This window comes from Stackebrandtia soli, assembly GCF_965137155.1.
GTDB classification, from domain to species: Bacteria; Actinomycetota; Actinomycetes; order Mycobacteriales; family Micromonosporaceae; genus Stackebrandtia; species Stackebrandtia soli.
The window spans coordinates 2510-19401 of sequence record NZ_CBCRZX010000020.1 but is presented as its reverse complement, the minus strand read 5'-3'; the positions used below and the strand labels follow the sequence as shown (position 1 = coordinate 19401).

The 16892-nt window shown below is 65.8% G+C and carries 17 protein-coding genes and 1 pseudogene; 6 read left to right on the top strand and 12 right to left on the bottom strand.

From position 1 onward, the window contains the following. Nucleotides 1-662: 662 nt before the first annotated feature. Together ACM9NP_RS13280 and ACM9NP_RS13275 are read right to left on the bottom strand one after the other, a co-directional pair. Nucleotides 663-1997, bottom strand: a complete 1335-nt coding sequence (locus ACM9NP_RS13280; protein WP_415646976.1) for a replicative DNA helicase — start codon at nt 1995-1997, stop codon at nt 663-665. 434 nt (nt 1998-2431) lie between these two features. Continuing rightward, on the bottom strand, nt 2432-3820 hold the full coding sequence (locus tag ACM9NP_RS13275) for a pentapeptide repeat-containing protein (RefSeq protein WP_415646975.1): 1389 nt from the start codon (nt 3818-3820) through the stop codon (nt 2432-2434). 653 nt (nt 3821-4473) lie between these two features. Here ACM9NP_RS13275 and ACM9NP_RS13270 point away from each other — a divergent pair. Together ACM9NP_RS13270 and ACM9NP_RS13265 are read left to right on the top strand one after the other, a co-directional pair. Further along, nucleotides 4474-4884 (top strand): hypothetical protein, encoded by a 411-nt coding sequence (locus ACM9NP_RS13270; protein ID WP_415646974.1) that lies wholly within the window; start codon nt 4474-4476, stop codon nt 4882-4884. Nucleotides 4885-4959: 75 nt separating this feature from the next. Continuing rightward, complete coding sequence (locus ACM9NP_RS13265) at nt 4960-5784, top strand: FtsK/SpoIIIE domain-containing protein (protein ID WP_415646973.1); 825 nt, start codon at nt 4960-4962, stop codon at nt 5782-5784. A gap of 159 nt (nt 5785-5943) precedes the next feature. Here ACM9NP_RS13265 and ACM9NP_RS13260 read toward each other — a convergent pair whose 3' ends face one another. The 6 genes from ACM9NP_RS13260 to ACM9NP_RS13235 form a co-directional block, all read right to left on the bottom strand. Then, nucleotides 5944-6588 carry a response regulator gene (locus ACM9NP_RS13260; protein ID WP_415646972.1) on the bottom strand — a complete coding sequence of 215 codons (645 nt, stop codon included), beginning with the start codon at nt 6586-6588 and terminating at the stop codon, nt 5944-5946. Next, nucleotides 6581-7780, bottom strand: coding sequence for a sensor histidine kinase (locus ACM9NP_RS13255; protein ID WP_415646971.1), 1200 nt, complete (start codon nt 7778-7780; stop codon nt 6581-6583). The genes ACM9NP_RS13260 and ACM9NP_RS13255 overlap by 8 nt, the downstream gene beginning before the upstream one ends. A gap of 2 nt (nt 7781-7782) precedes the next feature. After that, nucleotides 7783-8487: an ABC transporter permease gene (locus ACM9NP_RS13250; protein ID WP_415646970.1), complete on the bottom strand. Its 705-nt coding sequence runs from the start codon at nt 8485-8487 to the stop codon at nt 7783-7785. 9 nt (nt 8488-8496) lie between these two features. Further along, nucleotides 8497-9417: an ABC transporter ATP-binding protein gene (locus ACM9NP_RS13245; protein WP_415646969.1), complete on the bottom strand. Its 921-nt coding sequence runs from the start codon at nt 9415-9417 to the stop codon at nt 8497-8499. A 165-nt stretch (nt 9418-9582) separates the two neighbouring features. Next, nucleotides 9583-9711: a hypothetical protein gene (locus tag ACM9NP_RS13240; RefSeq protein ID WP_415646968.1), complete on the bottom strand. Its 129-nt coding sequence runs from the start codon at nt 9709-9711 to the stop codon at nt 9583-9585. Beyond that, nucleotides 9684-10589: an ABC transporter permease gene (locus ACM9NP_RS13235; RefSeq protein WP_415646967.1), complete on the bottom strand. Its 906-nt coding sequence runs from the start codon at nt 10587-10589 to the stop codon at nt 9684-9686. Before ACM9NP_RS13235 ends, ACM9NP_RS13240 begins: the two co-directional genes overlap by 28 nt. Before the next feature lie 22 nt (nt 10590-10611). Between ACM9NP_RS13235 and ACM9NP_RS13230 the strand changes: the two are divergent. Together ACM9NP_RS13230 and ACM9NP_RS13225 are read left to right on the top strand one after the other, a co-directional pair. Beyond that, a pseudogene (locus ACM9NP_RS13230) lies at nt 10612-11001 on the top strand (sensor histidine kinase); the annotation flags it as partial. Continuing rightward, nucleotides 10998-11672 (top strand): response regulator, encoded by a 675-nt coding sequence (locus ACM9NP_RS13225; RefSeq protein ID WP_415646966.1) that lies wholly within the window; start codon nt 10998-11000, stop codon nt 11670-11672. The pseudogene ACM9NP_RS13230 and the gene ACM9NP_RS13225, both read left to right, overlap by 4 nt. Before the next feature lie 22 nt (nt 11673-11694). On the opposite strand, the gene ACM9NP_RS13220 is transcribed toward ACM9NP_RS13225, so the two are convergent. Continuing rightward, nucleotides 11695-12273, bottom strand: coding sequence for an NADAR family protein (locus ACM9NP_RS13220; RefSeq protein WP_415646965.1), 579 nt, complete (start codon nt 12271-12273; stop codon nt 11695-11697). A gap of 307 nt (nt 12274-12580) precedes the next feature. Between ACM9NP_RS13220 and ACM9NP_RS13215 the strand changes: the two genes are divergently transcribed. Further along, a complete protein-coding gene (locus ACM9NP_RS13215; protein WP_415646964.1) occupies nt 12581-13126 on the top strand; it encodes a DinB family protein in 546 nt (181 codons plus the stop codon). A gap of 50 nt (nt 13127-13176) precedes the next feature. Here the strand turns inward: ACM9NP_RS13215 and ACM9NP_RS13210 are convergent, their stop codons facing one another. From ACM9NP_RS13210 to ACM9NP_RS13200, 3 genes are all read right to left on the bottom strand, one after another. Continuing rightward, entirely contained in the window at nt 13177-13950 is a 774-nt protein-coding gene (locus tag ACM9NP_RS13210) for a hypothetical protein (RefSeq protein ID WP_415646963.1), read from the bottom strand. A gap of 327 nt (nt 13951-14277) precedes the next feature. Next, the gene (locus ACM9NP_RS13205) at nt 14278-15819 is read right to left on the bottom strand and encodes a flotillin family protein (RefSeq protein ID WP_415646962.1); all 1542 of its coding nucleotides are present in this window, start codon (nt 15817-15819) and stop codon (nt 14278-14280) included. 29 nt (nt 15820-15848) lie between these two features. Beyond that, nucleotides 15849-16367 carry an NfeD family protein gene (locus ACM9NP_RS13200; RefSeq protein ID WP_415647032.1) on the bottom strand — a complete coding sequence of 173 codons (519 nt, stop codon included), beginning with the start codon at nt 16365-16367 and terminating at the stop codon, nt 15849-15851. Between the two features lie 233 nt (nt 16368-16600). Between ACM9NP_RS13200 and ACM9NP_RS13195 the strand changes: the two genes are divergently transcribed. Next, nucleotides 16601-16864 (top strand): heavy-metal-associated domain-containing protein, encoded by a 264-nt coding sequence (locus ACM9NP_RS13195; protein ID WP_415646961.1) that lies wholly within the window; start codon nt 16601-16603, stop codon nt 16862-16864. Nucleotides 16865-16892: the final 28 nt, after the last annotated feature.

The window sequence follows — 16892 nt, the reverse complement described above, 5'->3', positions numbered from 1 at the left end:
GATGATCCGTTGTGGACGCCAGACATGCGTGCGACCGAACGTCTCATCAGGCGCTGGCATGAGGTTCTTCCGTCGATACCCGCTGATGGCGGAGATTGAGACCCCGCAAAAGGCCGCCACCTGGGAGGTCGTCCACCACTCATCGTTCGGATCAGGCTCAGACATCACGGTTCCCTCTCTGTTCGCCAACCCAGTCATCATGTCCCGTGGAGCGGGAACCCACCCAAGGCACCCTATACGCACAATTTGGCCATTGAATGATGCTGAACCTGGTGTAGCTCTCAACGCCCCAACCGCGGTCAGCAGTTCATGGCAGGGGAAATCCACTGGCGCTTGAGCAAACCGGCCATGGACGGGTCGGGTTGAGATCCACCTATCGCTGGGATCTGTTTAAGGCGCCCCCAACCCTGCGGACCTTTGCCTCCGCCAACGTTCCAGACGCCAGCCCTGAAGCCCTCGGCGGATGGGATTAGTGGGTTCTCAGTCAGGCACTAAGTTGTCATCGTCGGCGTGGGCTGCCAGGTCCGATGCAGCACTGCCAGACTGCCCCTGTTGACAATGCTGACAAAAGTGACAGAAGTCTGTTGTTGCAGGTCAAGGCGGGTGTGTTCGCGTTGACAAAAGTGTGACAGAAGTCGGGGTGTTGACAAAAGCCAGCCGGTTCACACGGCCATGTCGACGAAGCGGCTGAGGTGGAGCTGTGCGGCGACGGTGATGGTGTCGGTTGCGCCGTTACGGTGCTTCGCGACGATGAGATCGGCTTCGCCTGCGCGAAGGGATTCTTTGTCGTAGTAATCCTCGCGATGGACAAAGATGACGGCGTCGGCGTCTTCTTCGAAAGTGCCGGTGTCGCGTAGGTCCCACAGCTGTGGACGCTTGTCTGTGCGGGACTCGAGGTTACGGTTGAGCTGGCTGGTCACGACAATGGGCACCTCGAGGTCCATCGCTAGGCTCTTTAGTGCTCTGCTCAGTCCAGCCGCCTCGCGATATCGATCCCAGCGCCCTTCGTGGTAGAGCTGTACGTAGTCGACCACGATAAGCCGCAAGTCCAGACGGCTCATGAGGCGACGAGCCGTCGCGCGAAGTTCGTCGATGGTGCTGATGTCCTTCTCAATGAACAGGGGAGCTGCGGCGATCTCACCCATCTGCCGCGCAAGGCGGGTCCAGTCGTCCTCGGACAGGCCGCCGGATCGAAGGACGTGGAGTGGCACTCGCGTCTCGGCCGACAGAATTCGCATGGTGACTTCGGTCTTGGAGAGTTCCCGAGTAAACATAGCCGCAGCTTGTCCATGTCGCAGTGAGGCGTGACGAAGAACGTCCATTGCAAACGTCGTCTTTCCCATGCCCGGGCGTCCGCCGACAATGATGAGCTGCCCGGGCTGCAGTCCGTTGAGGAGTCGATCGAGGTCGGCAAATCCTGTCGGAACTCCAGACATGGCGCGGCCAGCCTCTCCGACAGCTTCGATCTCATCGAGGGCCGACTGGAGCAGATCAATGAGCACCGTTGGACCAGCGGTGCTCCTCGTGGGGTCTCCGGCGGCCGTCAATTCCGCTGTCGTTGTGTCGATCAGCCGTTCGAGATCGGCATCTTCATCGGCTAGACCGTCGGCAATAACCGTGGCGACGTGGTCGAGCCTTCGACGAAGCGCAGCGCCGTGTACTGAGGCCAACGCCGATTTCAGAGACTGTGATGGCTTCCCTTCCAGGAGATCCTGAACAGTCTCCTCGCCGCCGCATGTAGCGAGGAGATCTGCCTTGTTGAGGGCCATGATGACGTCTGACGGGCTCAACCATTTTTTGTTCGTGTCTATATTCGAGAGAAAGTCGAACATGATGCGGTGCAAGTCGTGGCTGAAGTCGCTGACTTGAAGTGTGTTGCCCGCGTTCTCGCGGTTCACGTGCGCAAGCATGGCTCGCAGGATGTCGCGTTCAGCTTGGAGATCCTGGAACGCGATGACGGAGGAACGCTGACTGGGGATCCTGGTTCGACTGTCCATCATTTCACTCTACGAGTTGCCTAGTGATCTCCGTTCGATACCACCCGCAAGCTGACTTCTGTCAACGCCCTGACTTCTGTCACACTTTTGTCAACGCGAACACACCCGCCTTGACCTGCAACAACAGACTTCTGTCACTTTTGTCAGCATTGTCAACGGGCCACCTTCGCAGAGCAGTGGTAACTCTGAAACAGGCAGCAGAAGAAGGATTGACACGGGCATCTACCAGGCAAAACAGTCTCAGAAGGTCGTGGAGGGCCGAGCAGGCTATCCCGAAGGTGCTTGGTCGATCGCTCGCACATATCTCCGTAGGCCGCGCCGAGCCAGCTGATTCGGTGGCCTCACTGGAGAGTAGAGACGATATGCGTCGACGTCAGTTCCTGTTCACCACAACACGGTTGTGGTGTTTCTGGTACAGGCAAGACCGGGCGACGTCAGACGACCGGAGTATCTTGTTCCGCCACAGGCGGCCGCGGCGAGGGCACGTCCGGTACGGCCGAATCGGAAGATGCGTCCTCAGGCGCGGGTTCCAGACGACCCCAGCCCTTCTCACCTTCACCGGCCGGGAACGGCACCAGGCGCCAGCCCTGCGGCCATACATGCTGTTCGGGTTCCGACTCCGCGTCTGTTGGGGGAGTCAGCACGGCCGTCGATTGTTCCAGGCTCAGTGTTGCCTTCCTACCGAGCACGAGGCTGGTGAAGTCGGTGTGTCCGGCGAACCTGGATTCAATGAATTTCATCGTCTTATCGCACGTCGCCTTTTCGAACCCGGCGTGCCCGGTGAACGTCGCCTCGTGGAACCCGGCGTGCCCGGTGAACGTCGCCTCGCCGAACCAGGCGTCCCCGGTGAACGTCGCCTTTTTGAACCAGGCGTACCCGGTGAACGTCGCCTCGCCGAACCAGGCGTACCCGGTGAACGTCGCCTCGCCGAACCAGGCGTCCCCGGTGAACGTCGCATTGTCGAACCCGGCGTACCCGGTGAACGTCGCCTCGCCGAACCAGGCGTCCCCGGTGAACGTCGCCTCACTAAACTTGGTGACGTCGACGAATCGGGTTCTGGTGAACGTTGCCAGCGGGAACTGGCATCGCTCGAAGTCGGCGTCGATGAGGGTGGCGGCGGTGAGGTCGATGCGGGTGAGGTCGGGGGTCCAGAACGTCGCGGATGCCTTGGGCATCCGATGCTTGAACAAGCGTCGCCGCTTCGTACGCGGGTCCTTCAGGTGGCCGGCGAGGAGGCGTTGGGCGGTGGCCCGCACCTCGTGCTCGTCGGCTGGCGACGCCTCGACGCTCCGCTCGTACCACGGGCCGCCCTCGTTAATCGTGGTCTCGGGAGCGGGCGGGGTGTAGGGCATGCGGAGGTAGGCACAGAACACGTCGACGACGTCCTGGCGGTGCGCAGGGTGGTTGCGCCCCAACCGGTCGAGGGCGATGAGACCGCCGAGGCGGACGGGGGCCTTCTCGTGTCCGATCTGTTCGACGGCCTGGCTGTACAGGTCGGTGATGCGGCGTTCGTCGGCATCATGACGGGTCGCGGTGGAGGTGCGTTCCTCGCTCCACTGCTTGCGGATCATCACGATCAGCGTGATCAAACCGCCAGCACCGACCATCGCGGTCAGGACCGTCCGAATCTCCTCAACGCTCCCCGACGCCTGCCCGGCTGGCGGTTCCTGGCTGCTTGAACCGTCGACGATGCTTGCGTTGATCAACTGCCACGTCGCCCAGCCGACCGCGCCGATGAACGCCAACGCGAGCGTTCCCGCCAGCAACCACCCGACACCGACCAGCACACGACGAACCCCACCCGACACAAAGCCACGACTCATCACACCATCGTCCACGATCCACGACGAGCACCGCCATCGCCTGCCCCGCAACACTTCCCTGGTGTAATGCGGCGCCCGATCGGCGCCTCGCACTTCCATGCAAGCCAAAAGAGAGGCCTATCTACCAGGTAAAACGTCCTCAGAAGCCCGTAGAGCGCCGAACGGGGAACGATGGGGGGCAAGACATGCAGGAAACGCGAAATAGCCGAGTCTCCTCGACATATCACGACGTCGATCGGGGTGAATCGATCAGTTCACAATAAACGTCGATGATCGACCGTGACTCGGAGCCTCCCCGTCTTTGGTGGCCTAACGGGTGGCCTAACTCCACATCCGACCCTGAACGACAGTGAACGAACCGACGTGGTACGAGAACTTCTGAAATGACGGGCAATCCGGTCGGAACAGCGATCGTTTCCGTTCGGGACGAAGAGGTCGCAGGTTCAAATCCTGTCATCCCGACCAGGTCAAGGCCGGTCTTCCATGTGAAGACCGGCTTTTTCGTCGTTGGGGCGCACTCGTGCTGACGTCGTATCGCCCTGTCGGAGTCGATTCGTTCCGGGCGGACCGAGGGCTCGAAGTCGTACGGCGAGTGCTTCGCGCGGACGGCCTTTGCGTTGTCCCGGTTGACGTCCCGCCCTATGATTGCCCGCATGACCTCCGCCGACGAGCTGCTGCGCGCACTGCCGATCCGGGGAATCAGGGTCCGCGCCGGGTCGTACGGCAATTGCGGCGGCGTGATCATCGCCGTGGTCGATCTCGAGCCCGGCACGGCCGAGGGCGTCGAGGTCGTCGACGGTCTGATCGATGTGCCGGACTGGGCCGAGGACTTTCCGGACGACATCGAGCTGTGTGTTCTCAAGGTCGGGGAAGGCGTGAAGGCCGGGTTCCTCGAACTGTTCGACGCCGAGCCCGCGGTGCGGCTCGTGTTGCGACGCCTCAAGTTCAATCTGGTCGACGCCGTCACGTCCGTGGGGCCACGTGCCGGCCGGCTCGTCGTCGCGGAGGCTGTCCGGTTGGCGTCCGCCGTTCCCGTCTCGACGCAGTCGGCCGGGAGCGATTGAGGCCGGACCGCCCCACCATTCACGATCGAACGCCGTGATTGGCGGCGTCGTTCGCCCCGACCGGGAAGGGTCACAGTGGAACATCAGGAGAACGCGGACGTGCGCAGTGCTCACGAGCCTGCCGATCTCGCGCCGAAGCCGTTGGAGCGGCACCTACGTGTCGCGATCGGCCTGACTCCTGAGGGTGAACCTCTCGAGCTCGACCTCAAGACATACAGCGACAACGGCATGGGGCCCCACGGCATGATGATAGGGACCCCCGGCTGCGGAAAGAGAGAGGCGTTGCGCGGAATCGTCAGCGGGCTGGCGGTCTCGCACACTCCCGAAGAGGTCACCTTCCTGCTCATCGACTTCAAGGACGGGGCCGGTTTCGAACGGTTCGAACGGCTTCCGCACATCCGCGCGATCGTCCGCAATCTTCAATGGCAGCCGGCCATGCTGGATTGGATTGACTACGGCATCTACGCCGAGTTTGACAAGCGTCAGAAGTTGCTCGCCAAAGGGAACTTCGCGACCCGTACCGAGTACGAGAACGCCCGAGAGGCCGGGCAACCCCTCAATCCACTGCCGAGCCTGCTGATCGTCATTGACGGATTCTCCGATCTGATTGGTGAGAACCCGGACTTCATGTCCTCGCTCATCAACATCGGGCGGCTGGGCAGGTCGCTCGGCGTTCACATGCTGTTGGCCACGGACCACCTCGACTTCTTTCGAATTCGGGGCCTCGACGGCTACCTCCGGTACCGGATCGGAATGCGGACCCTCTCCGCGGACGAGTCCAAAATGGTGATGGGTGTGGCCGACGCGCACGAACTCCCCGACGCCCCCGGCCACGCCTATCTCAGGGTGGGAACAGACCGAATGATCCGCTTCCGGTTCAGTCAGGTCGACGAGCCCTAACCCGGTCGGCAACTAACGTGAGCCCGGCCAATCCGGTGAACCACTGCCCGCTTGGTTGGGCAAAAGTTCCGCTTGGTTGGGCAAATTGCGAAAACACGCCTATTTCGAACATTTGCCCAACCAAGCGAGACGTTTAACCAACCAAGCGGAGTGTGGGGGCTAGGGGGTGTCGTTGACGTCGAGGAGGCCCCGGCGGAAGCCCGTGGCGACGGCGGCGGCACGGTCGTTGACGCCGAGCTTGGTGTAGATGTGCAGCAGGTGGGTTTTGACGGTGGCCTCGCTGATGAACAGGCGTTTGGCCGCCTCCCGATTGGTGGCGCCCCGCGCGATCAGTTCGAGGATCTCGATCTCGCGCGCGCTGAGGGTGTCGGCGGGCGCGCGGACCTGGCTGACGAGCCGGGTGGCGACGGAGGGGGAGAGGATCGTTTCGCCGCGCGCCGCCGCGCGGACGGCCCGGATCAGTTCGTCGCGGCCGGTGTCCTTGAGCAGGTAACCGGTGGCTCCGGCCTCGATGGCGGGCCGGACGTCCTTGTCCGTGTCGAAGGTGGTCAGGACGAGCACCTTCGAGGGGACGCCGAGTCGGCCGAGCTCCCGGATGGCCGAGACGCCATCCATAGTGGGCATGCGTAGGTCCATGAGGATGACGTCGGGTCGGAGCGTCCTGGCGCGCTCGACGGCCTCGGCACCGTCGGCCGCTTCGCCGAGGACCTCGAAGTCGGAGTCGGCGGCGAACATGCCTCTGAATCCGTCGCGGACGACCGGGTGGTCGTCGACGATCAGGATCCGGATCGGCGTGTCAGGCATGGGGGTCCTCTCGGGCGATCGCGGGGAGGGTCGCGGAGACGGCGGTTCCGTCGTTCGGGTGGGATTCGACGGTCAGGCTTCCGGAGAGGCGTTCGGCGCGTTTGCGCATCGACACCAGGCCGAAACCGCCGGTGTCGGGGGCGTTCTCGAGGTCGAAGCCGATGCCGTCGTCGCAGACGTCCAGCACCACCACATCCTCCATGTAGGACAGGGTCAGTTCGGTGCGGGCGGCTCCGGCGTGCTTGGCGACATTCTTCAGGGCCTCTTGGGCTATTCGGAGCAGCGCTGCCTCGATCTCGGGGTGCAGATCGCGAACGGTTCCCGTGGCCGTGAACCCGGCCCGGCCGGGGTTTCCCTCAGTCCAGCGCTCGACGATCTCACCGAGCGCGCCGGTGAGCGGGGCCGCGTCGAGCTGAGCCGGGCCGACCGCGCGTACCGTGCGTCGTGCTTCGGCGAGACCGGCGCGAGCCAGCCGCAGCGCCTTGTCGGTGTGCGGGCGCCAGTCGTCGGCGCCGTTCGCGGCCTGAATCTGCGCGACGATACCGGCGAGGCTCTGCGCGAGGGTGTCGTGGATCTCGGCGGCGATGCGCTGCCGCTCGTCGAGCACCCCGGCCTCCCTGGCCTGCACGAGCAGTTGCGCGTGCAGGCCGGCGTTCTCGCGGAGCGCCTCCTCCAGGCGCTCGACCGTCCGTTTGCGTTCGGAGCTGCGTTCGTTCGTGACGTCGCCGAAGAAGCTGAACATCGTGACGAGCGCGGTGATGGCGGCGGTGAACAGCAGGTAGGTGAGGATCCCGGGAATCGTGTCGGGAAGGCCGCCGGTATACGCGGGGACGCTGACGGCGGCGGTCGCGACGACTCCGACGAAACGCCACGGCCCGTTGAGATACCGCCACGAGTGCAGGTAGCCGATGAAGCCGAAGAAGCCCGCGAACCACACGCCGCGCGCGGACAGGGCGGCGATCAGGACGACGAGTCCGGCGATGTAGACGCTCTTCCACTTGACGCGTCCTTCCGCCGAGACCCACGCGGCGGCGGCCGTCGTGATCCCCAGGGTGGTCAACCGGTGGTCCCAGGTCTCGTCTTCGGTGAGCCAGTAGAGCCCGAAGGAGACGACCAGGAGTACGTACGGTGTCAGCCGGATCTGGAGATCGAGGTGGCGTTCCCAACGGTCGAGGCGCCCGATCGTCGTCACTGTCACTCCCACCGGAAGAACCGCGCGGCGGCGGTACTGAGGATCACCGTGTACGCCGTCAGGACGAGGATCAGCGGAATGCTGGGCGATCCGCCCGCCCATGTTTCCTGCAGACCGAGCCGGAAAGCGCCGAGAGGAGTGTACTCGCCGATCCTGGCCATGACGGTGGGCATCTGATCGGCGGGCTGGATGAGCCCGGCGAGGAACGCCATCGGGAAGTACATGAGGACGCCGATGCCGTTCGCGGTCCGTCCGCTCGACGCGAGGGCCGCGATGAGGAGTCCGATCGAGAACATCGCGGCGGTCCCGATGAGGAAGAACACGACCGGGCCGAGCATCCGGGGCGGCAGATGGACTCCGAGGACGCCGCCCGCGACGCCGAGCAGCAGCAGGCACGCGACGAGGGCCAGGACCAGTTGCAGGACCAGTTGGACGATCAGCAGGTTGATCGGTCGCAGCGGGGTGGTCGAGAGTCGGCGGAGGATGCCGCGTTCGCGGTAGGTCGCGAGCGTCGTCGGCAGCAGGTAGAGGCCGACCATGCCGATCGCGATCGCGAGTGTCATCGGCAGCAGCACCGTGTCACCGGCCTGTATGGAGCTGCCGAAGATGACGAGGATGAACAGGGGGATGAGCATGGAGAACAGCGAACCGGGGTCCCGTACGAGGAGTTTGGTCTCGATCGTGGTGAGTTTGAGCAGGGCGGTCATGGCGGGTCCTTACTGGTCGATGGTGAGCGAGTGGCCGGTCAGCGCGATGAAGGCGTCCTCGAGGGAACGGCTGTCGATGCGCAGTTCGGTGACGGGAAGCCCGTGGCGGGCGAGGCTCGCCGTCACGGTGGTGACGAAGTCGTCGGTGCCGGCGACGGTGACGTGGCGTCCGTCGACGGACACCTCGGAGACGCCGGGCAGGTCCGCCAACAGCGCGATCGGGTCGCCGGTGGCGTCGATCGGGAGCGTGAACCGCATCTGTTGGCGCCCACCGGCTCGCTCGATGAGCCCGGTCGGAGTGTCGACGGCGATGACGCGGCCCCGGTCGATGACGGCGACCCGGTCGCACAGTTCCTCGACCTCGTCCATGAAATGGCTGACGAGGACGGTCGTGACGCCGGTGTCGCGGATGCGTTTGATGTGCTCCCAGGTCGCCCGGCGCGCCTGCGGGTCGAGCCCGGTCGTCAGCTCGTCGAGGAATGCCACGGTCGGGGCGCCGACGAGCGCCAAGGCGATGAACAGGCGCTGCTTCTGGCCGCCCGACAGCTTTCCGAATCGGGCGTTGCGGTGTTCGGTGAGGCCCCATTGGTCGAGCAGCCGACGCCAGTCGGCGGGTTTGCCGTAGAAGGACGCGTACAGGTCGAGCGCTTCGGCGACCTTGATGTTCTCGGGCAGTTGGGTCTGCTGCAACTGCACGCCGATGCGTTCGCGGATCGTGCGGTCGCGGTGCGGGTCGAGCCCGAGGACGCGGATCGTTCCGCCGTCGGGGCGCCGCAGGCCCTCCACGCATTCGACCGCGGTGGTCTTCCCGGCTCCGTTGGGGCCGAGGATCCCGAAGATCTCGCCCTGTTCGACGGAGAACGACACTCCGTCCAGAATGGTCTTTCCTGAGTACGATTTCGTCAGGTCGGTGACGTCGATGATTGCCATGGCTCAAGCGTCGTTCGGTTCCCTCGCAATCGAATCGACTGGCGGGCTTCGTTTCGGACGGCGAGGTGATGACGGCCGAATCAACCGATCGGTCGATGCGGACGGCCGTGAACGCACGTCGTGGCCGGTCCCCGTCTCGGAGACCGGCCCGACGTCGCGCCGTCATCAGCTACGAAGCACCTCCGCGATGCTCAGCCGCGCGGCCGATCGGGCGGGCACGCAGGCGCCGAGCGCGGCGATCACCACCCCGGCGAGGGCGAGCCCGGTCAGCGTCGGTGCGTTCCATGTGTCCACGAGTGACGGCGGAATCTCGATCGGGCGGCGGCGGCCGCGACCGGGACGATGAGGCGGTGCGCCAGTACTCCCAGGCAGAGGCCGATCACTCCACCGAGGACGCCGAGCGTCGTCATCGAGGAGACGGTCATGGTGACGACCTGGCGTGGCGTCATTCCGATCGACTTGAGCATCCCGAGGTCTCGGCGGCGTTCCCGGGTGTTGAGGACGACGGTGTTGAAGACGCCGAGGGCCGCGCTCGCTCCGAGCATTATGGTCAGTGCGGTGGAGAGGCCGATGATGGTGACCGTGTACGAACTGGTCTGATCCATCGATTCCGCGTACAGGTTCGGATCCGCCTCGGTCACCGCCGCGACGTACTCCTCGGTCGTGGTCCCCGGGTCGAGCCGGACCTCGTACCGCATGCCCGCGTCGAACTGTCCCGAGTCGACGCCGAGTCTGTCCATCGTGTCCCAGTCGGCGTAGACGACCTGGTTGGCGCTGCCGACGATCGCGCCGACGACCGTGACCGTCGTGCTGCGGCCCTCCCATTGCACGGTGAGCACGTCACCGAGCTCGATGTCGTTCCTCGTCATGAAACTGGACGTCACGACGGCGTCGTCGGCGTCGTCGAGCCAGCGTCCGTGGACGAGCTGTTCGGTGAACCCCATGTCGGAGGAGTCGCCCCGGATGAACCAGGTGTCCACATCGGCGAATCCGATGGTCGTCGCCGGGACGCGGGCGTTCGTGGTGACGTTCGACGCGCCCGGCAGCGACGCCAGAAGCCTTTCCACGTCCTCGTTCTCGTACCCCGGGGCGGCCTCTCCCGGTCGTGCGTCGACCTGGACGACCACGTGTGCCGACTCGTGCCGCTTCGCCAGGGTGTTGAGTTCGGTCACGGATGCCGCGAGCCCCATCGCGAGCGTCGTCGTCGACCGGTTCTCCTTCGCCGGTCTCGACATCGGCGCTCGGGTGATGGGCGAACCGCGACCGTTGCCCGCCGGGATCGACATGACCGCGTATCGGATAATCCAGGAGGGACTGACCAATGTGTTGAAACACTGTGGAGGATCGCCGGTGCAGGTGACGGTCCGATACACGGACCACTCGCTGCGGGTCGAGGTCCTCAACACCGGTCCCAGCGTGCTGACCGGGGGCTCGGCACCGTCACGACCCTCCGTCGATGGGGCGGGACGTGGCCTCATCGGCCTGCACGAGCGCGTCGCCGTCTACGGCGGTGACCTCGACGCCCGGCGTCGACTCGGCGGCGGATTCCGGCTTCGGGCGCGACTTCCCTTGGGGCGGCCATGATGGACGCACCCTCGCCGCGTGTTCTGGTCGTCGACGACCAGGCCCTCGTGCGCACGGGCTTCCGGCTGATCCTGACAGCGCGGGGCATCGACGTCGTGGGCGAGGCCGCCGACGGAGTCGAGGCGGTCGCGGTGGCCGACCGGGTCCGCCCGGACGTCGCCCTCCTCGACATCCGCATGCCCACCATGGACGGATTGGAGGCCGCCCGCCGCATCCTCGCCCGTCACCCCGAATGCCGGGTCATCATGCTGACGACCTTCGACCTCGACCGGTACGTCTACGCCGCGCTCGCCGTCGGAGCGAGCGGATTTCTGCTGAAGGACGTCACTCCGGAGCATCTGGCCGCCTCGGTGCGGCTCGTCTGCACGGGTGACGCGCTGTTGGCGCCGTCGATCACGCGTCGCCTGGTCGAGCGGTTCGCGTCCGGTTCGGGTTCGGGAGTGATCCACCGGGACTTGACCGCGCTCACGCCTCGGGAGCGAGAGGTGTTGACGCTCATGGGACGCGGACTGTCCAACTCGGAGCTGGCGGAGGAGCTGACGCTGAGCGAGGCCACCGTGAAGACGCACGTCGCCCGCATCTTCGCGAAGCTCGACCTGCGTGATCGCGCTCAGGCGGTCGTCCTGGCCTATGAGACTCGGCTCGTGTCCCCGGGGGACGCGCGGAACTGAACAGGTGTCGCCGGATGACCCCTTAGGGATCGTCTGTCTCGGACGTCAACGCGTCCCGCACCGCCATCAGGGCGAAGCCGAGCAGGTTCTCGCCGCGCCAGGCCGAGGGAGTCGCGACGGCCGGGTCCGTCGGCGCGAGTCCGACGCCCCAGATCCGGTCGACGGGGCTGGCCTCGACGAGGACGCGGGGAGCGGTCGACACGAGATAGTCGCGCAGGTCCGGGTGCTGCCCGAACTTGGCGCGATTGCCCGCGACGACGATCTCGTATCGATTCCGGATCCACAGTTCCTCCTCGAAACCGCTCACGAGACGTCCGAGTCGCTTGGCGTGCAACGGTTCTCGCGCGTCGATGACTCTCTCGCGGGTGGCGTCGTCGCCGAAGAGCCTGGCCTTCTCGGCCATCATGTAGCCCTCGGCGTGGTGGTAGCGCACTCCGTGGACGTCGAAGTCGACAGGCCACCACTGGCTCAGCACCCACTGCCCCGGGTGGTCGGCTCGGGCGGTGTGTCCCCAGAACGGCAGCATCGGTGGCAGGGCGTCGTCGATCTCCGCCGTGAGCAGCGCGTCGAGCGCGGCGGAGGGGTCGGGGTGCGGGTCCATGCGATCACGTTAGCCCGGTTCGCGGCGTCCGCGCCGCGTCGTTCATCCGTCTTTTATGGATCGAATGATCGGTGAGCGCGGATCGCGGAATGTTCCGTCCAACCCGCCTGGCCCATCCCCGGCGTTGGTGCTGGAATCGGGGCGATCCGGGCCCGACGGCTTCGGGTCGTGACGCCCGCCCGCTCGGCCGGGCCCAGCCGGAACGCTCTCGCCGACCGGTCAACCCGGATCGCGGGATCGCGTCCCGGCAATCCTGACTTGCGAAAACGCCTTGCGGGGGAATCCTCGGTAGGTGAGCATGACCGTTATGGCTGGAACCAAGTACCCCGACATGTGGGTGGACCCCGAGGACGATCCCCGCGAAAGCGACGCCGTATCGCTCGGGGACGAACGCGCGACGATCATGGAGTACATGCGCACACAGCGACTGACGCTGGAACTGAAGTGCTCCGAACTGGACGCCGCAGGAATGGCGAAGCGGTCCGTCGAGCCGTCGACGATGTCGTTGCTCGGCATCGTCAGGCACATGGCCGACGTCGAGCACTCCTGGATGCGGCGCATTATGGACGGTCAGGACATCCCCCGGTTGTACTTCGATCCGGAGGACCGCGACGCCGACTGGAACGGCGCCGTGGCGGACCCCGTCGTCGTCGACGAGGCGTGGGCGAAGTGGCGCACCGAATGCGAGTTCACGGACGCCTTCGTGGCGAACGCCCCGGACATGGGGATGGTCGACCCGAAGGGTGAGGTGTCGCTGCGAGACGTGCTCATCCATCTCATCGAGGAATATGCTCGACACAATGGACACGCCGACTTGATCCGCGAGCGCGTCGACGGCCGCACGGGCCAGTAACGCGGAAAATCCGACTGGACCGACGCCGCGAGTCGTCGGTCCAGTTCGTCTCAACCGTCGACGGACAGTGGCAGGCGGACCGTCTCGAGTACGTCGTCCTGGTCGATCAGGCGCAGGAGTTCGGGCGGTCCGGAAACCTTGGTGCCCCACAGGTCGTAGTCGGTGTAAGTCAGCCAGGCACGATCGGCCGGCCAGAGGTTCGACGGCCCGAACTCACCGTTCAGTTCTTCGAGGGCGTCGAGGTCCCCGAGCCGACCGCGGTATACCCGGTACTCGTCGTATTCGCCTGTCACGCAAGGACAGTAGTGCGCGAACACCGTCGTCCGGGGGTCGTCGAAGCGCGCCAGTACGGTGGCCAGTCGCCGAAAACTGTCCCGATCCATGCTGCCCTCGGTGGGCGGCAGGATCGACTCCGGCCAGGACCCGTCCCGTCTCACCGACGGGAACGCCCGATACGAGGGATACAGGCCCGGCGGGACGATCGGGTCGCCGATCCGCTCGGCGAGTTCGCTCCAGAGGAGCCGCCGCCATCCGGCACCGGGATGTGCCGACCAGCCGAGACCGCCACCCGGCACGATCAGTTCGGGGTGGTCTCTCTCGTCGTACGAGCCGAATCTCCATGGCTCGGTCGTACCGTCGGCCAAGTCGGCCCGGTGCCGTTCGTGATGGGTTCGTGCGCTCGGGGTCTCGTTCTCGTACATCGCGTTGAGAATCCACAGCCCGTCGGGCGTGCCACCGGGATCGAAGCCGGTGACCTCCGGTCCGGTGAGCTCGACGAGCCAGTCGATCTCAGCGCCGTCACCGACGGTCCAGCCACGCCTCAACGCCTTGCCCCGCCTTCCTTTTCCGTTCCCGCACCTGTTCCCCGGTTCCGTTGCCTCTCGCCTTCGCCCACGGCTCCCCCCGCCCACTCCGCTTGGTTGGGCAAAAGTTCCGCTTGGTTGGGCAAATGTCGGAAACAGGCGCGTTTTCGCAATTTGCCCAACCAAGCGGAGTGTTTAACCAACCAAGCGGAACCCCCTCCGGGTGGTAACTCGGAGGGGGTCGGCCGGAGAAGTCGAGCACGTGCTGAAGGGTTCGAGTAGCCGGACGTTCGTTTCCCGGTCGAAGCGAACGGGCGGCGTCGGTCGCCCCGCACGCGCTCGGCCGGGTCAGTCGGCGTCGATGACCTTGACGTCGTCGGGGTTCTTCTCGGTCTGCTTGGGGACCGTTGCCGTCTCGGCGTCGTCGCTGAGCAGCCCGAGGTCGCCGAGCAGACGACTCAGGTCGATCCCGGTGAGGTCCTTGCCGAGCTGGAGGCCCTGGGCGACGTTGCTCGCGACGTTCTTCGTCAGGCTCGACGCGCCGTCGGTGGAGATGACGGTGAGCTTGTCGATCGACTCCATCGGCTTCGACGCCTGCTCGACGACGGCCGGGAGCACCTTGATGAGCAGGTCGAGGATGGCGGCTTGGCCGTACTGCGCGAAGGCGTCGGCCTTGGCCCGCATCGCCTCGGCCTCGGACTGTCCCTTCGCGAGGACGGCCTTCGCCTCGGCGGCGCCTTCCGCGATCACGGCCTCCGCGATCGCCTCACGGCGGGCGCGTTCGGCTTCACCTTCTTTGGCGCCTTCGATCGCGGCGGCTTCCGCGAGCGAGGTACGGCGGGCCTTCTCGGCCTCACCGAGCAGTCGCGCGGTCTCGGCCTCGGCCTGCGCCTCGGCGACTGCGGCCTGACGACGCGCCTCGGCGTCGAGGATCGCGGTGTTCTTGCGCGCCTCGGCGTCGGTCTCCATCTCGTACCGCTTGGCGTCGGCCGGTTTGCGGATCTCGGTGTCGAGTTGGCGTTCCTTCAGCTCGGCGTTGCGTTCGGCGACGGTCTGCTGCGCCTGGAGGATGTTCTGGTCCTGCTCGGCCTGGGACAGCGGTCCCGCCGCGGCCGACCTGGCCTTGGCGGCGTCGATCTCGGCCTGAACCTCGGCGCGCTTCAGCGCGAGGTTTCGCTCCGACTCGGCGATCTTCTCCTCGGCGCGCATGCGCTCCTGCTCGGACGCCTGCCTCGCCTGGGCCTCGGCGATCGCGGCTTCCTTGGCGACGCGGGCGGCTTCGGGACGACCGAGGTCGTTGAGGTAGCTGCCGTCGGTCGTGATGTCCTCGATCTGGAACGTGTCGAGGACGAGGCCCTGGTGAGTCAGCGAGCTCTCCGCCTCGTCGGCCACGTTGCTGGCGACGGCGGCCCGATCACGGATGATCTCCTCGACGGTGAGCTGTCCGACGATCGAGCGGAGCGCGCCGGACATGACCTGCTCGGTGAACTCCTCGATCTCGGACTGCTGGTGCAGGAACCGCTGGGCGGCCGCCCGGATCGATTCGACGGTGCCGCCGACCTTGACGATCGCGATACCCTCCGCGCTTATGCGAACGCCCTGCTTCGACACGCCACCGGCCACCCGAACGTGGATCTTCCGGCTCGACAGGTCGAGTCGGTAGAGCCGCTGCACGACGGGCAGGACGAACACCGAGGCGCCCATGACGACCTTCTGGCCGGACAGGTCGGTGGCGATGGTGCCGTCGGCGGTGACGGTCTTCTTTCCCTTGCGGCCGGTGACGATGAACGCCTCGTTCGGGCCGGCGACCTTGATGCGGGACAGGACGAACCACACCAGGATCAAGGCGAGGACGACCAGGCCGATGATGGCCCAGGAGAACGGTTCCATGTTTTCCGTGCTTTCTGTTGACGTGTGTTTCAGCTGGTCGGCAGAGCCGGTGTCGTCGGTTCCACGAGTACGGTCGTGGCCGACTCCGCCTCGATCACGAAGACCTGTGTCCCTTGTTCCATCGGGGTTTCCGCGCGGGCGCGCAGTTTGACGGGCTGGCCGGCGAGCAGGACGCGGACTTCGCCGGGACGTTCCGCCGTGATCGGGGTGACGACCACCCCGATGGTCCCCAACAGACTGTCTTGGTCGGGGGTCGTGTCGGTCGGCATGTGCATGGCGGCGCGCGTGAGTCGCCAGGTCAGCCACGCGGCGGGCACCGCGAACAGCAGGCCGATTCCGACGCCGATGAACGCCCGCACGCTGCTCGAGCCGGGCGCGAGATACGACCCGATCATGCCGCCGAAGCCGAGCGCGGAGACGAAGCCCGCGACGACGGGCAGGGAGAACACGCCGTCGGCGACGTCGACGTGGAACAGGTCGCCGAGCAGGATCGACAGGACGAGGGCGGCGATTCCGACGCTGCCCATGATCAGGAACACCGTGGTCATGGCATCCACCGGGACAACTCTCTTCTGATTCTTGCGGGCGAAACCACCATATCCATGCCCGGCAAGCCCGTGACATGGGCAAATCGGTCGATCTCCAGGCGACGCGTGGATACCCCTAGGGGGTATGATGGGCGTCACGCGGCCGAACGCTTGCGGGCGAGTCGGTCGGGGTGTTAACTTCAGGACGTCCAGGAGATACCCCAGGGGGGTATCCGAGAAATGTGGGAGATGCCATGTGCCAGACCTGTGAGACGACCGCCACCGACGCCACCGCGACCGAGACGCCCGTCGGCGTCGTCACCAGCTACACCGTCGAGGGCATGACCTGCGGCGGCTGCGCCAACACCGTCGACCAGCACGTCACCGGCGTACCCGGAGTCCTCTCCGTCGCGGTCGACGTCGCCACCGGGCAGGTCACCGTCACCACCGACGGCCCCGCCGACGACGCGGCGATCTCCGCCGCCGTCACCGAGGCCGGATACCGCGTCGCCGCTTGACGGCGTGGGGCGCGCCACCCGGCGCGCC